The sequence below is a fragment of the Acinetobacter kookii genome (genome assembly GCF_900096895.1).
GTDB lineage: Bacteria > Pseudomonadota > Gammaproteobacteria > Pseudomonadales > Moraxellaceae > Acinetobacter > Acinetobacter kookii.
In genome coordinates this window covers 74,131-88,819 of the sequence record NZ_FMYO01000010.1, presented here as the reverse complement: position 1 = coordinate 88,819, position 14,689 = coordinate 74,131, and the positions used below count along the sequence as shown (strand labels likewise).

18 protein-coding genes and 1 rRNA gene are annotated in these 14,689 nt (G+C 41.4%); 5 read left to right on the top strand and 14 right to left on the bottom strand.

All coding sequences use genetic code 11. The features are described from left to right. Positions 1–87, top strand: a 5S ribosomal RNA gene (rrf, locus tag BLP85_RS12675); the annotation flags it as partial. Positions 88–270: 183 nt separating this feature from the next. On the opposite strand, the gene BLP85_RS12670 is transcribed toward rrf, so the two are convergent. From BLP85_RS12670 to rplM, 5 genes are all read right to left on the bottom strand, one after another. Beyond that, positions 271–927, bottom strand: a complete 657-nt coding sequence (locus BLP85_RS12670; RefSeq protein WP_092820433.1) for a hypothetical protein — start codon at positions 925–927, stop codon at positions 271–273. Between the two features lie 19 nt (positions 928–946). Beyond that, complete coding sequence (locus BLP85_RS12665; protein WP_092820432.1) at positions 947–1,378, bottom strand: ClpXP protease specificity-enhancing factor; 432 nt, start codon at positions 1,376–1,378, stop codon at positions 947–949. Positions 1,379–1,390: 12 nt separating this feature from the next. Further along, entirely contained in the window at positions 1,391–2,041 is a 651-nt protein-coding gene (locus tag BLP85_RS12660) for a glutathione S-transferase N-terminal domain-containing protein (protein ID WP_092820431.1), read from the bottom strand. A 334-nt stretch (positions 2,042–2,375) separates the two neighbouring features. Next, the gene (rpsI, locus tag BLP85_RS12655) at positions 2,376–2,762 is read right to left on the bottom strand and encodes a 30S ribosomal protein S9 (protein WP_034588505.1); all 387 of its coding nucleotides are present in this window, start codon (positions 2,760–2,762) and stop codon (positions 2,376–2,378) included. Positions 2,763–2,774: 12 nt separating this feature from the next. Continuing rightward, positions 2,775–3,203, bottom strand: coding sequence for a 50S ribosomal protein L13 (gene rplM / locus BLP85_RS12650; protein ID WP_004811299.1), 429 nt, complete (start codon positions 3,201–3,203; stop codon positions 2,775–2,777). A 490-nt stretch (positions 3,204–3,693) separates the two neighbouring features. On the opposite strand from rplM, the gene pdxA reads away from it, so the two are divergent. From pdxA to BLP85_RS12635, 3 genes are read left to right on the top strand one after another with little or no spacing between them, the layout of a single operon-like run. Further along, positions 3,694–4,662: a 4-hydroxythreonine-4-phosphate dehydrogenase PdxA gene (gene pdxA / locus BLP85_RS12645; protein ID WP_092820430.1), complete on the top strand. Its 969-nt coding sequence runs from the start codon at positions 3,694–3,696 to the stop codon at positions 4,660–4,662. A gap of 30 nt (positions 4,663–4,692) precedes the next feature. Continuing rightward, positions 4,693–5,505, top strand: a complete 813-nt coding sequence (gene rsmA, locus BLP85_RS12640) for a 16S rRNA (adenine(1518)-N(6)/adenine(1519)-N(6))-dimethyltransferase RsmA (RefSeq protein WP_092820429.1) — start codon at positions 4,693–4,695, stop codon at positions 5,503–5,505. A 15-nt stretch (positions 5,506–5,520) separates the two neighbouring features. Next, entirely contained in the window at positions 5,521–6,366 is an 846-nt protein-coding gene (locus tag BLP85_RS12635) for a symmetrical bis(5'-nucleosyl)-tetraphosphatase (RefSeq protein WP_092820439.1), read from the top strand. Between the two features lie 47 nt (positions 6,367–6,413). Here the strand turns inward: BLP85_RS12635 and BLP85_RS12630 are convergent, their stop codons facing one another. The 8 genes from BLP85_RS12630 to hflX all read right to left on the bottom strand — a co-directional run bounded on the left by BLP85_RS12630 (position 6,414) and on the right by hflX (position 11,819). Then, a complete protein-coding gene (locus BLP85_RS12630) occupies positions 6,414–6,863 on the bottom strand; it encodes a DUF2147 domain-containing protein (protein ID WP_092820428.1) in 450 nt (149 codons plus the stop codon). 167 nt (positions 6,864–7,030) lie between these two features. Next, positions 7,031–7,480, bottom strand: coding sequence for a DUF2147 domain-containing protein (locus tag BLP85_RS12625; protein ID WP_092820427.1), 450 nt, complete (start codon positions 7,478–7,480; stop codon positions 7,031–7,033). A gap of 161 nt (positions 7,481–7,641) precedes the next feature. After that, complete coding sequence (locus BLP85_RS12620) at positions 7,642–8,091, bottom strand: DUF2147 domain-containing protein (protein WP_092820426.1); 450 nt, start codon at positions 8,089–8,091, stop codon at positions 7,642–7,644. Between the two features lie 150 nt (positions 8,092–8,241). Beyond that, positions 8,242–8,688 carry a DUF2147 domain-containing protein gene (locus BLP85_RS12615; RefSeq protein WP_092820425.1) on the bottom strand — a complete coding sequence of 149 codons (447 nt, stop codon included), beginning with the start codon at positions 8,686–8,688 and terminating at the stop codon, positions 8,242–8,244. 162 nt (positions 8,689–8,850) lie between these two features. Beyond that, complete coding sequence (locus BLP85_RS12610) at positions 8,851–9,297, bottom strand: DUF2147 domain-containing protein (RefSeq protein WP_092820424.1); 447 nt, start codon at positions 9,295–9,297, stop codon at positions 8,851–8,853. Positions 9,298–9,388: 91 nt separating this feature from the next. Continuing rightward, entirely contained in the window at positions 9,389–10,063 is a 675-nt protein-coding gene (locus tag BLP85_RS12605) for an LrgB family protein (RefSeq protein WP_092820423.1), read from the bottom strand. A 9-nt stretch (positions 10,064–10,072) separates the two neighbouring features. Next, on the bottom strand, positions 10,073–10,444 hold the full coding sequence (locus tag BLP85_RS12600) for a hypothetical protein (RefSeq protein WP_092820422.1): 372 nt from the start codon (positions 10,442–10,444) through the stop codon (positions 10,073–10,075). Between the two features lie 43 nt (positions 10,445–10,487). Continuing rightward, on the bottom strand, positions 10,488–11,819 hold the full coding sequence (gene hflX / locus BLP85_RS12595) for a ribosome rescue GTPase HflX (RefSeq protein ID WP_092820421.1): 1,332 nt from the start codon (positions 11,817–11,819) through the stop codon (positions 10,488–10,490). A 377-nt stretch (positions 11,820–12,196) separates the two neighbouring features. Between hflX and BLP85_RS12590 the strand changes: the two genes are divergently transcribed. Continuing rightward, a complete protein-coding gene (locus BLP85_RS12590) occupies positions 12,197–13,030 on the top strand; it encodes a lysophospholipid acyltransferase family protein (protein ID WP_092820420.1) in 834 nt (277 codons plus the stop codon). A gap of 4 nt (positions 13,031–13,034) precedes the next feature. Here BLP85_RS12590 and BLP85_RS12585 read toward each other — a convergent pair whose 3' ends face one another. Next, a complete protein-coding gene (locus BLP85_RS12585) occupies positions 13,035–14,669 on the bottom strand; it encodes a phospholipase D family protein (RefSeq protein ID WP_092820419.1) in 1,635 nt (544 codons plus the stop codon). Positions 14,670–14,689: the final 20 nt, after the last annotated feature.

Below are 14,689 nucleotides of genomic sequence, written 5' to 3'. Positions count from 1 at the left end.
CTGATCCCTTCCCGAACTCAGAAGTGAAACCTCTTAGCGCTGATGGTAGTGTGGGATTACCCATGTGAGAGTAAGTCATCGCCAGCTCATTATTCGAAAGCCCCTGCCAAGTGCAGGGGCTTTTTTTATGCGGGGAGTTTTATTAAAAAGAAGAATGATTAAAATGGGTTTCGTAGAGTTCAGTGTGTTTTTATTCAGAATACTTAAGCTGGTTATAAAAAAACTCGCCATTTTGGCGAGTTTTTTATTTGAATATCAACTTGAGTGTTCTTAATTAAACATAGATATTGCTGCGCTATATAAAATCCAAAGAATAACGATAGCTACAATAGGTTCAAATACTTTTGACCATGCTGGAACTGGGGCATTTACCACTTCATAGCTGATATTTGCTTCGTCATGTGGGTATTGTTGGCTGACCATTTGATTAAACTCCTTCATTGTTGAGTCTAATGATATCTCTTCTTGCTCAATCGGTTTAGAGCCTTTTAACTCTGTTAGGTCGTTTGTTGACCAAACCCAATCGGAAGCCTGGCCAGATAAATGTTCAATCTGTCCTAAAATCAGTTCACGTAAGCCTATGATATTCAGGTTTCCAATATCATTGAGTTGTTTTAATTCTGCCAATTGTAATTTTAATATTTCAGTTACTGTTGGCTCTAGTTCATTTTTAGGCAAAGGAGACTGATTTTTTGAAGATGTCGTGAGATGTCGTGCAATCTCTTGAATAAAAAGATCATCTGGTGAGGAGATTTCCTGATAAACTTTTTTATCATCGGTGCGCCAAAGTGAAATAAGTTTACCTAATACCAGCGCGTTAATTTCTAACAGATGAGTTTTTCGATCTTCTCTAGAATAGTGCTCGAGAAGCTGAGGCTTTTGATTGTTAATCTGCTCAGCAAAATATTGTACTAAATCAAAAGCCATTCACTTGCTCCCTCTTATTTTAATCTAATAACCGTAGGCTCGGTTTTTTCTTAGGTTGTTCAGTTTCTTCTGAAGTTGTGGTTGATTCTAATGTATCTTCAGTAATTTGGGTACCTTCATATTCATTTGGATCAAAGAATAGGCCTTGTCCATTTTCACGAGCATAAATACCCAGTACTGCATTTAAGGGTACATAGATGTCACGTGAAACGCCACCAAAACGCGCAGAGAAGGTGATTGCGTCATTACCCATATGTAACTTGTGCACGGCATGAGGAACGATATTTAAAACAATCTGACCATCCTGAATGAATTGTTCCGGTACCATGGTATTAGGTTGAGTCGCATCAACCAATAAATATGGGGTCAGGTTATTGTCACAGATCCATTCATAGATAGCACGTGCTAAATAAGGTCGGGTAGGGGTAAGATTCAATTCTTGTTCAGACATGATGTTGCTCGATTAATTTACTAAAAATTTGCTGTAGCGGTTTTTTTCCTGCATGGTTAAAGATTTGGCAAATGCAGGTCTGCTAAAAATTCGTTGACAATATAGATGAATGGGACGGCAATGCTGTTTAGGCAATTCGATGCCCATGGCCTTTAACCGTATAAAAATAGGTGCCAGCATACAATCTAAAATTGTAAAGTTTTCAGACATAAAAAAGGGAAAATGCTGAAATAATGGCGTAAGTGAAATCAGTGTATCCCTGAGCTGCTTTTGAGCTTTCGCTTTTTCTTTTTCATTCAGGGTGTCTGGATGACACAGCATAATATCCGCCAGTTTTAACCAGTCTTGCTCAAAACGCCAGATATATTGCCGTTGCTCTGCTCGTGGCATCGGTGCATCGGCATAGAGTTTGTTTTGACGATAGCGGTCGTCCAGGTATTCGGAAATAATGCTGGAATTAAATAATTTTAAATCGTTTTCAATCAGCATGGGGAGCTGATTATAGGGATTGAGACTGGCCAGATCTTCATCCTCTTCATCTACAATAATTAGATTATATTTGATTTGCTTCTCTGCAAGTACATAGCGTATCCAGTGGGAGCGAAAATCATCCGCATGACTGTAAAGCGTAATTCCTTGTAGATGTGCATTTTCGATTGACATAATCCGAAACAGTGATAAATGAATGGAATAGGATACTAAAATTCAAGCTAAAAAGCACGAAGCATAAAAGCGCAATTGGGGTTAAGATAAAAAGATGATAAGAAAAAATAGCGGGAGGAAAACAAGATGTTAATCAAACTGGCGATGGTTTCACTGTTTATTTTGATTGGTCTTGCGAATTATTATCTCACCAAATCTTTCTGGTGCCATGAAGGTGTGTGGGGTAAGGATGTGCATGAACAGTAGGATGAAAATATTCACCCAGATTAAAATTGAAGTACCATAAAAAAAACCCTGGATAATCCAGGGTTTTTTGTCCGATTCGGTAAACGAATTAACGTTTAGAGAATTGAGGACGTTTACGCGCTTTACGTAAACCAAGTTTCTTACGTTCAACTTCACGAGCATCACGAGTAACGAAACCAGCTTGACGAAGAGCAGGTTTTAAAGTTTCATCAGCAGCGATCAATGCACGAGTAATACCGTGACGGATAGCGCCAGCTTGACCACCGATACCACCACCAGCAACAGTGATGTAAAGGTCATATTTTTCAGTAGCTTCTAAAAGCTCTAAAGGTTGACGAACAACCATACGAGCAGTTTCACGACCGAAATATTGCTCTAAAGAACGGTTGTTGATTACGAGTTTACCAGTACCAGCTGATAGGAAAACACGTGCAGTTGCGGTCTTACGGCGACCTGTACCATAGTTAGTAGCCATGTGCTGTATCCCTTAGATGTCCAAAACTTGTGGCTGTTGAGCAGTATGAGGATGCTCAGTACCAGCGTACACTTTCATTTTTTTGATCATTGCATAACCAAGAGGACCTTTTGGCAACATGCCTTTTACAGCGCGTTGGAAAATTTCTTCTGGTTTGTGAGCAACTAACTTCTCGAAGTTAGTTTCACGAATACCACCAGGGAAACCAGTATGGCGATAATATTTCTTATCAAGTGATTTTTTACCAGTCACTTGAACTTGTTCAGCATTGATCACAACGATGTAATCACCAGTGTCAACGTGAGGAGTATAAGAAGTTTTATGCTTACCGCGTAAACGACGAGCGATTTCAGTCGCAAGACGACCTAAAGTTTTGCCAGAAGCATCAACAACGTACCAGTCGTGTTGAACTTCAGCTGGCTTAGCGCTGAGAGTTTTCATTAAACCACTACCTATTATAGTTGGTTTGGACTATGGAAGCTGTCCAAACAAAAGGAGACCGAATTCTACCTGAAAGACAGGAGAACCACAATGAAAATATAAAATTTCAAGCGCTATATTTTAAAAGAACAAAGATGAAAATGGAAGTATTGGGGAATCTAAAACGGATGGGCGGTAAATGAAGATCAAAATATTGGCTTTTAGTTCTGAAACTGTGAATCTTGCATGTTCTCTTTAAAAGCAATAGATACGATTTTATCGACTTGAGAACCTGTGCCATTCAGTATTTTTGGTATTTTTAGCAAGCGATGATGAAAATTTAAAATTTTATTTTTATTGAAGTATTAAAGTGAAAAATATCAGTGTATGGCTAATGACGAGTTGTTTTTTGATTAAGGCAGTTGATCTATAAGTTGTTTTGCACAGCTTCAGCTTTCTTGTCCGACATTCGCGTTATAATGTTGAACATTGAGCCCTATTTGGATGAATTATGCTTCCTTTATATGTCACGAGTGGTGAACCTGCTGGTATTGGTCCGGATATTTGTTTAAGTTTGGCCGATCGTGTTGATGAGCGTCCTCTTGTCGTCTTGGCGGATATCCACCTATTAAAAAAACGTGCCGAATTATTACAAAAAGAGATTGAACTATTTGAATATCAAGGACAATTAGAATCTGCAGCTCAAGGACAGTTATATGTGGAACATATTCCCTTAAATACTGAAGTGGTTTTGGGACAACTGAATGCAGAAAATTCTGCCTATGTATTAGAACAATTACGTCGTTCGGCAGACTATGCCATGTCGGGTAAAAGTGTCGGGGTAGCCACCGCACCCGTACAGAAATCCATTATCAATGAAGCGGGTATCCATTTTAGCGGGCATACCGAGTATTACCAGGAATTTGCTGGCGTTGATCGCGTGGTAATGATGCTCGCTACCAAGACTTTAAGGGTTGCACTGGTGACCACGCATCTGGCTTTACGTGATGTACCTGATGCGATCACGCCTGAACGCCTGCATCAAGTGATTGATATCTTAATCCACGATTTAAAAACCAAATTTAAAATTGATCATCCGAATATATTAGTCTGTGGTTTAAATCCGCATGCAGGGGAAAATGGCTATTTGGGGATGGAAGAAATTGAGGTGATCAATCCTGTACTTGAAAGCTATCGCGCACAAGGTATCAACATGAGTTTAAGTTTGCCGGCGGATACTCTATTTACTCCGGAAAATTTAAAAGATGCCGATGCCGTGCTGGCGATGTATCACGATCAGGGCTTACCTGTGTTAAAATCACAGGGTTTTGGTGAAGCCATCAATATTACTTTGGGCTTACCGTTTATCCGAACTTCTGTCGATCATGGCACAGCACTCTCCCTTGCAGGTACAGGTCTGGCAAAAAGCTCAAGCTTGCATGTGGCTGTGGATTTGGCGCTCCAACTTGCGCGTCAATGATCTTGTTTTTATTACACGTTGGAAATGTTTATGTATCAGATTAATGCCTTAAACCCCAAAGATGAAGGGCATCACACGCGTAAGCGTTTTGGGCAAAACTTCTTACATGACCAACGTGTCATTGCCAAAATTGTCCGTTCAGTGAATCCACGTTCTGGCGATAACATTGTTGAAATTGGTCCGGGTCTTGCGGCATTGACTTCACCTTTAATTGGTGAATGTGATGCTTTAACTGTGGTTGAACTTGACCGTGACCTGGCGTCAGGTTTGCCGGGTCGTGTGCCGCATCCTGAGCGTTTGACCATTGTTGAAACCGATGCCTTGAAATACGACTTTACTGAGTTATTTCAAGAAGGCCATCCGCTACGTGTGGTGGGTAACCTGCCTTATAATATTTCAACACCGCTTCTGTTCCATCTTCTGGAATTTGGCGACAAAGTCAAAGACATGCACTTTATGCTGCAAAAGGAAGTGGTCGACCGCATTACTGCATCACCCAATACCAAAGAATATGGCCGTTTGTCGGTGATGATCCAGTATTACTGCAAACCGACTTTCCTGTTTGAAGTGCCACCAGGATCATTTAATCCTCCGCCAAAAGTGACGTCTGCAGTGTTCCGTCTAGAGCCGTACGATGTTAAACCGATTGTGGCAAAAAATGAAAAAGCCTTGGCGCGTCTGGTTTCACATGTCTTTACCCAGCGTCGTAAAACTTTGCGCAACAGTTTAAAAGGCATGCTGGTTGAAGAGGGATTTGAAAAAGCAGGTGTTGATCCGATGGCACGTCCAGAGACTTTGACCTTGGCTCAATTTGTTGCATTAGCAGACCAAATGGTGGATTAAGTGGCAGATTCGAATATTCGATACAATTATGTGATTGGTGATGTTCAAGGCTGTTTTGAAGCCTTAAAAAGTTTGCTGAAAGAAATCAAGTTCGATCCGGATCAGGATTTTATCTGGTTTGCTGGTGATCTGGTTGCTCGGGGTGAAAACTCGCTGGGTGCGCTGCGCTTTATTAAAAAACTTGTAGACCGTGGCGTGGCAGCGACAGTACTGGGCAATCATGATTTAACCCTGTTGGCATGTGCACGTGGTTTAAAAGAGCTGAAAGAAAAAGACAATACCCGTGATGTAATTGATGCAATTGATAGCGATGATTTAATTGACTGGTTGCGTAAACAGCCTTTATGCCTGTTCCCGAATGAGCACACCATATTGACCCATGCCGGTATTCCTTGCCTTTGGTCAGCAGAACAAACTGCAGCATTGGCAAAAGAAATAGAAGCGGTCATTGCTCATGATGATTTTGCTGTGGTGGATGCTTTCCTGGCAGAAATGTACGGTACGGAACCTGATCTTTGGTCAGATGATTTACAAGGCAATGCGCGCTTGCGTTGTATTACCAATTATTTGACCCGTATGCGTTTAACCAATGCAGAAGGTCGAATGGAGTTCTGCTTTAAAGACTCGCTGGATGATCCTATGCCTGAAGGCTTTCAGCCCTGGTTTGACTTTGAGTCCAAAGCGGCCAAAACCCATCAAATTATCTTTGGACACTGGGCTGGATTACAAGGGAAAACCATTACGCCACAGATTCAGAATGTGGATGGGGGCTGTGTTTGGGGAAATCAACTGATTGCGTATCGATTGGAAGATAAAGAATTATTTAAAGTCGATAATCCGGTCATGTCATCCTCGAGCTAAGCCATAATAAAAAAGCCACATGATGTGGCTTTTTTATTTACAGGGACTTAATCCAGTCTGATCCAGGTCTGGCTGCGTCCTAAGGTGGAAATACCCATATAAGCCCTTAAGGTTAAACGCTTGCCTGTTGCATTCAGTCTGATTTTGGCGTCATAAACTTTACCCGCTAGAGGATCTATAACACGGCCTTTTTCGTAGTTATTGGTTCCAGCTACATGTTTTAAGCCCTTTAGAATTTCCATACCCAAAATTGGCTGATTGGTATAGGGTGCTGGGCAATTATTACATGTCTCTCGTGGAGTATAACCTGGGCGAGGAGTAACTTTAATAATTTTCCCGGTAAATGTATTATTGTTTTCTTTATTAATTTTAATAATTGCTTTTGCAGCACCGGTCTTATCGTCAATTTGCTGCCATGTTCCAGAAATGTCTTGAGCGAAAACATTTCCACTGAAAAGTACAGCAGCAAAAGCAGCCAGCAATAGATTCTTTTGCATATAAGACTCTCACTTAATCTTTCATTTTCTGATTAACGGATATATTAGATAGATAGAGTAATTAGTCAATATACTCTAGAGTCAAGCAAACAGTTTTAAGCCGATTAAGCCGATTTGGATAAAAAGCCACTATATTGTGGCTTTTTAATTAAAAACAGAGATTTGGATTAATCGACCCGTAACCAGGTTTGACTGCGACCCAATGCCGAGATACCGATATAACCACGTAGGGTAAGCCGTTTTCCATTGGTGTTCAGTCGAACTTTGGCATCATAAATTTTGCCGGCTAAAGGATCGATAACACGGCCTTTTTCATAGTTATTCGTACCTTCTACATGCTTTAACCCGGTGAGGACATCCATACCTAAAATCGGTTGATTGGTATAGGGTGCCGGGCATTTGTTGCATGTCTTTTGAGGTGTATACCCTGGGCGAGGTGTCACTTTTACAATTTTACCCGTATAAATATCATTTGCATCTTTACGAATTTCAATAATTGCTTTAGGTGAACCGGTTTTATCATCAATTTGTTGCCATGTACCAGATAGATCTTGTGCCAATAGATTTCCACTAAAAGCTAAACTGGCAAGAACAGTAAGTAAGATATTTTTTTTCATTTAATTTCCTACGGTTGTGCTGAATAATTTTTTTAATCTATAAAAACATATTAGGAGTGTTTAGAAATTAGTCAATATAGGGGGTCCTGAAAATGAAGAATAATGTGAACTATTTAAATATCAGTGAATAAAAAGCCACATAGTGCGGCTTTTTGTCATATTCAGTCGCTTCTGATCCAGGTCTGAGTTCGTCCCAAAGCAGAAATTCCTACGTAACCACGTAAAATAAGACGTTTACCGTTCGGGGTCATCCGTCCTTTCAAGCCATATATTTTCCCGGTTAAAGGGTCAAGTACACGACCATTTGCATAATTATTTCCATTGACCTGTTTTAAGCCTTTAAAAATTTCTAATCCTAATATTGGCTGATTGGTATAAGGGGGTGGACATTGGAAACATGTTTCCCGGGGAGTATAGCCTGGACGTGGCGTTACTTTGATAATTTTTCCGGCATAGGATCCATCAGTTTGCTTTTGAATTTCAATCAGTGCTTTAGGTGAACCGGTTTTATCATCAATTTGTATCCATGTGCCAATGATGTCCTGAGCAAAAATTGAAAAACTGCTGAATAGTGCTACAAAAAATGTAGTGGTGATTGCTATTTTTTTCATAAGATTTCCTCATCTGTATAAGTCAGCCATCCTAGTGACTTATTTAAAGTGGGGGGACGCAATACGAAATTGAGCAGTCTTTGGAATTAAATTTTTAAGTGCTCATTCGAACCATGCTCCCCATCTATGCTGAGCTGTAATTTGTATCATTTAATCTTGTTTAATCCATGTCTGGCTACGGCCAAGCGCAGACACACCGACATAACCGCGTAGAGTAAGACGTTTACCGTTCGGGCTTAGCTTTGCTTTGCCGCTATAGATTTTACCGTTCAGTGGATCAAGAACTTTGGCATTTACAAACTGATTATTCCCGGCAGGTTTCAAGCCGGTTAAAATATCTAATCCTAAGATGGGTTTGTCGGTATAGGGGGCTGGACAATTTACGCAGGTTTCTTTTGGGGTATAACCCGGACGAGGAGTGACTTTTACAATTTTGGCCGTATAGGTTCCATTGCTTTCTTGACGCATTTCAAGAATCGCTTTTGACGAGCCTGTTTTATCGTCAATGGTTTTCCATGTTCCGCTAAGATCATTTGCCCATACATTCCCACTAAAAACTACACTAGCAAAAGCAGTAAATAATAGATTTTTCTTCATATCAATTCCTGTAAGTGTGGAAAATATTTTTTTTAATTTATATAAAGATATAGTTATCGTTTAAAAAATAGTCAACCCGCTGTTTCATAAAAATGAAATATAATGTGAATTATTTAAATATCAGTGAAGAAAAAAGCCACATAGTGTGGCTTTTTGTCATATTTAGTCATTTCTAATCCAGGTCTGACTACGGCCTAATGCTGAAACCCCGACATAACCACGCAGGGTCAAGCGTTTACCATTTGGACTTAATTTCGCTTTCATGCTGTAGATATGACCAGATAGCGGATCGATAATTTTACCATTCGCATAGTTGGGTCCTTCTACGTGTTTTAAACCTTTCAAGACATCCATGCCTAGAATGGGCTGATTGGTATAAGGTGCCGGGCATTTGACGCAAATTTCTTTGGGCGTATAGCCAGGACGCGGAGTGACTTTGACCACTTGTGCGGTATAAGTGCCATTATTTTCCTGACGAATTTCAAGAATGGCTTTTGATGAACCGGTTTTATCATCAATATTTTTCCACGTTCCTGTAAGGTCTTGAGCTAGGGCAAAACTCGCTAAAGTTGAGCAGATTAATGCAATAGTAAGTTTCATCTTGACCATTTGAATGTTCCTTCATTCCACTAACAGTATTCCTGATACTAGGCGTATTTTTGACAGGCAACAATCATTATTAATGCAAATGACTATTTGGTCACATTTTTTGTAAATACAGTATAAATGTAGGCAGCCATATGGCAGTAAATACAGCATTCACAGCCATGCCAAAAGCGGCATAGCGTCCTGCCACACTGCCTCTTTGCCATGCCTGTGCTGTTCCAATGGCATGCGCGGCCAGACCTAATGCCAGACCCGAAGCGCGTTCATCATTGATATGACGCAAGATCAATGGCGAAAAGGCAGCGCCAATCACGCCGGATAAAATCACAATCAGAATCACCATGCTTATAGGTGCATGTAACAGCGTGGCAATATTAATGGCGATTGGTGTAGTCACGGCACGTGTAGCAAAGGCCATAATGCTGGAGTCGGTCATATGCAATAAATAGGCAAGTCCCATCGGTAACGCGACTGCACTGATACTGGCAAACACCAGAATTCCGAGCATGGCTTTTAGCGGCAGATCATCATAACGCATGGCGGCTAGGGGAATGGCCAATGCAACGGTGACATAGCCCAAGAGGCGATTAAAAAGCGGATTGACCTGTGCCATATAGGATTCATAAGGCATTCCGAATAAGAACAACAAGCCAATAATTAAAAACATGCCAATCACAATGACCGGAATTTGCGGCAGGCGTTTATTGATCGGTTTTGCGACCAGATAGGCGATCAGGGTAATGAAAAAACCGGAGAGTACTGCAAACATATAATTTCCCTATAACCAGCGCTTGGACATTTTTGCATAGATCCACAATGGAATCAGGGTGCTGACAAACATGACCAGCAGAAAAGCCGGCATTTCCCTGCCCATTTGAGTCAGCATAATCAGGGACCCTGCGCTAATGGGCAAAAAGGCAAAGGCACTTTCTTTCATAATCTTGTTATTGGTATCGACCAGGCGACTGGGTAATTTCCTGAAACTTCTCCAAATGAATAAAGTCGCCAATAGGCTGATCAAGCCCACTAGATTACCCAGCTCAGGATGGTGAAATTGTGCGGTTAACCATACTGCGCCTTCACGGAAACAGATGATTAATGCCAGGGTGCCAATCCAAGCTGGCCAGTCGATTGTTTTTATCCAGTCCATTTTTACCAACAATTATAATTACACTTGTCACGTTTTAACTGATTTATCTTTTTATTTCAAATTCCTCAAGCGGCCGTTTAAATTGTGCAGCCTTGTGCCCCAGAATTTCATCTATAGGTAAATGTGCCTGTTTAATCAGCTGTTCCAGCTTTTGTGGCGCCATAATCACATGCAAATGCAGATTACCTACATCATCATAATGTTCAGATTGAATGACATTCAAGGCATACAGTTGAGTACGTAATTTGCCATAGGCAGGCTTTAACTTCAGCTCGAAGCTTTGAATCTGGCCCATCAAACATTCTTGCACCGCTTGACGCAGCAGGTCTAAACCTTTGCCTGTGTGTGCGGATACATAGACCCGATCGGGCATGTGCGGTTTGGCATAGACAATTTTGGCATCTTCACCGCTGACATCAATTTTGTTGTAGACGCGCAGGACCGGCACATTGGCGCCAATTTCCTTGAGTACCGACTCTACCGCTTCAATCTGTTCCAGCATGTCTGGGCTGCTGGAATCAATCACATGCAGCAGCAAGGTGGCTTCCAGTGTTTCTTCCAGCGTTGCCTTAAAGGACTCGACTAAAGAATGCGAGAGATTACGCACGAAACCCACGGTATCTGCCAGAACCAAACGTCCAATTCCATCCCACTCCAGACGGCGCAGTGTAGGGTCCAAGGTTGCAAACAGCTGATCTGCCGCGTAAACATCGCTCTTGGCCAGAATATTAAACAGGGTGGATTTGCCGGCATTGGTATAACCGACTAAAGATACGGTCGGCACAGCGGCCTTTTGCCGTGCAACACGACCTTGCATGCGGGTTTGGCGAACTTTATCCAGTTTGGCTTTGAGTTGCCCCATGCGGATACGCAGTAAACGGCGGTCTGTTTCCAGCAAGGTTTCACCCGGGCCGCGTAAGCCAATCCCGCCTTTTTGACTGTCAAGATTGCTCCGGCTACGTACTAAACGCGAGGAAAGGTGCTGTAACTGTGCCAGTTCGACTTGCAATTTACCTTCATAGGTCCGGGCACGTTGCGCAAATATATCTAAAATCAGTTCCGTGCGGTCCACCACACGGCAGAGCATGATTTTTTCTAAATTACGCGCTTGAGCGGGTGTCAGCGAATGATCGAAAATAACCAGATTGGCTTCAAGGTCCTGAACCAGCGCAGCAATTTCTTCTGCCTTGCCAGAACCGATAAACAGTTTGGGATCGGGTTTAATACGTTGAGCACTAATATGTTCCAAAATTTCAGCACCGGCAGATTCTGCCAGTAAACGAAATTCTTCTGCATCAAGGTCGTCTAATAGCTGTACCGATACACTCACTAAGATTGTTCGTTCACCACCCTGATGTTGCTCAAAATATTCCACTAACGATGATCTCTACTGCGTTAAAATTTCATTTTAGTTGAAAATGCACAGGCAGAGGGAAAAATAGCAAAAACTTAACAAAGCATCGTAACAAGATATTCAGTCCCGGGCGTGTTTTTATGAGCAGGGATTGTTAAAAGGCAGTGATGAAAAGAAGCAAATCACGGAGATGTATCTGAATCTTTTTTTAATTTTTAGCACATTATTTCATCTCTTTATTTATGATAAAAATAAATGATTTATTGACTCAGTCTACTGGTTTTAAAAAGTGAATCGCTGATTTAGGTTTTTATGATCAATGCAAGTTTAAAATGAACAGTATAGAATGACAGCAAATAAATGATTAAACGTTGTAGCTAATAATTAGTGATCCATCTATGACTCAATCCCCCCTAACTGAAAGTTCATCGTTAAATGGCTTGTCTAAGTTTTTCTTATATAGCAAAAAGTTATTGGCTGGTTTAGCGGCAATTATTCAAGGATTTTATCTGGTTTTTCGTCATCGCTTATATAAAGATCCGAACAACCCATGTAATACGCGTTATGTACAGCATTTCTGCCGCGAATTATGCAAGGTATTTAACCTTGAAATTCAGGTACATGGGGTAATTCCACGCGAACCCGCGCTGTGGGTGAGCAATCATGTTTCCTGGCTGGATATTGCCGTTTTGGGTTCAGGGGCACGGGTGTTCTTTTTAGCCAAAGCGGAAATTGAAAAATGGCCGATTCTGGGTAAACTGGCCAAGGGCGGCGGTACCTTATTTATTAAACGGGGTTCTGGTGATTCAATTAAAATTAAAGAGCAAATTACCAATTTTTTAAAACGCGATATTCCAGTGTTATTTTTTCCGGAAGCCACCACTTCGGATGGCAGTAAAATTAAAAAAATCTATGGCCGTATTTTAGGGGCTGCCATTGATGCCAATCGTCCGGTGCAAATTTGTTTGATTTGTTATGTGAATCAGGATGGGGAATTGGATACCATCGCGCCATTTGTTGGAGATCTTAGCTTTGCCGACCATGTCAAAAAAGTGCTAGAAATGCCCAAAGTTACTGCACATTTAATGGCATTGCCGGCAATTTCTGTGCAAGGGCATACTATTGAAAGCTTGACTGAAGAAGTGCAAGCGCAAATGATCGAAGGTTTGGGGCGGTTACAGCAAAAAGTCCTGAAGGCGTCACCTGCAACACTTCTGTCCAAGCAGTCCTGAAGGCTTACATAAAGCCTTCGACCGGTAACCAGGAAATGATTTTAACACCGGCTTTTTGCCACCATTTCATCTTGGGTTCTTTCTGATAAGTTTTGATGCTGCCATCATGACGTTTAATTTGCCAGTTGATTTTATTGTTGGCATTTAACACCAGTTTATAGGCATATTTAGACAGGTTCTGGTCCATGGTGGAATGAATCTGTTTCGCCAGGTTCGGGCTGTCCAGCAATACGCCAATTTCGGTATTTAAATAAGCGGAACGTGGGTCGAAATTAAAAGAACCAATAAATACCTGCTTCTCATCTATGGCCATCAGTTTGGCATGCAGGCTGGAACGGCTTAAACCTTTAATGCTGACTTTGGCTTTTTCTGCAATTTCCTGGGTATGGGCATTCAAGTTTTCGGTTTCCGGTGCAGACAGAAACTCGTAAAGCTGGACATTATTCTGAAGTAAATCCTTGCGGTATTTGCCATAAAAGGCATGCACCAAAGCTACATCATTGGCTTTAAAGGAATTGGTGAGTACCCGCACATTGATATTGTTTTGAGCCAGCTCACTCAGCATCTTTTCGCCTTTTTTTTCTGGAACAAAATAAGCGGAAATAATATCGACACTGTGTTGGGGCTTTTCTAAACGGTTAATCAGCTGAAAATTCAGATGCTGTTCTTTTTTGGCCTTTGCGCGGATTTTACTTGGTGAATCACTGACCACTTCCGCTTTGACCCAGTCAAATTGAATGCTGTTATTGAGCCAGTTTTCAAAAGCATGAGATCGGGTGGCTAAATCGAGATAATTCTGCACGGTAATATTTTGTGAGTGTTCCTCGAGCTGTTTTTTCAGGCTGTCAAAACGCAAGGAATAATGGTTTGGATTGACAATTTGCTTGACCGGAAAAGCATAATCGTCATTCCAGTATTCATCAAAAGAATGAATAATTTCATCCGATGCAGCACCAACCAGCATCACGTCGACATCGGAAAACTGATAATTGTCACTGACGTTATAATACTGGTTACTCATATTGCGACCGCCAATTAATGCAATCTGGTTGTCTGCAATAAAGCTTTTGTTATGCATGCGACGGTTGATCCGTTTTAAATCCAGCACCATGTCCATGGCACGGTAATGTCTAAAACGGTAAGGATTATACAGGCGCACATCAATATTCTGATGCTGATCCAGGGCCAGGTAAATGCCTTCCATCTTTTTGGCATTGTTGTCATCCATCAATAAGCGGACCTTTACCCCCCGGTCCGCTGCCTGAATGATAGAGTGCAGGGCCAACGCACCAATTTTATCGTTGTCCCAAATGTAGTATTGTAAATCTAAAGTTTTTTCTGCTTTATCAATTAAATGGATACGTGCCGCCAATGCCTCAAGCGGGTCGTAAAGAACATGATAGCCGGTCAGGTTCGGGTTTTGTTCCCTCAAGGGCAAAATGATTTTAGCCAGGGAGGTCTGTTCGGTTTTGGTGTCAAATGAATATTCAACTGGCTGCGGTATTTGTTTGGGAAGGGTGGAACATGCCGGAATCCCCAGCAGCAGACTGCAACTTAATAATACAGTGGTTTTATAGCTGGCCGTGCCAGGTGATTGACCGCTGTGTAAGTGGGTGTGCTGATGAGAAGATCGCGTCATAAGGTGTAAACAATACCAAA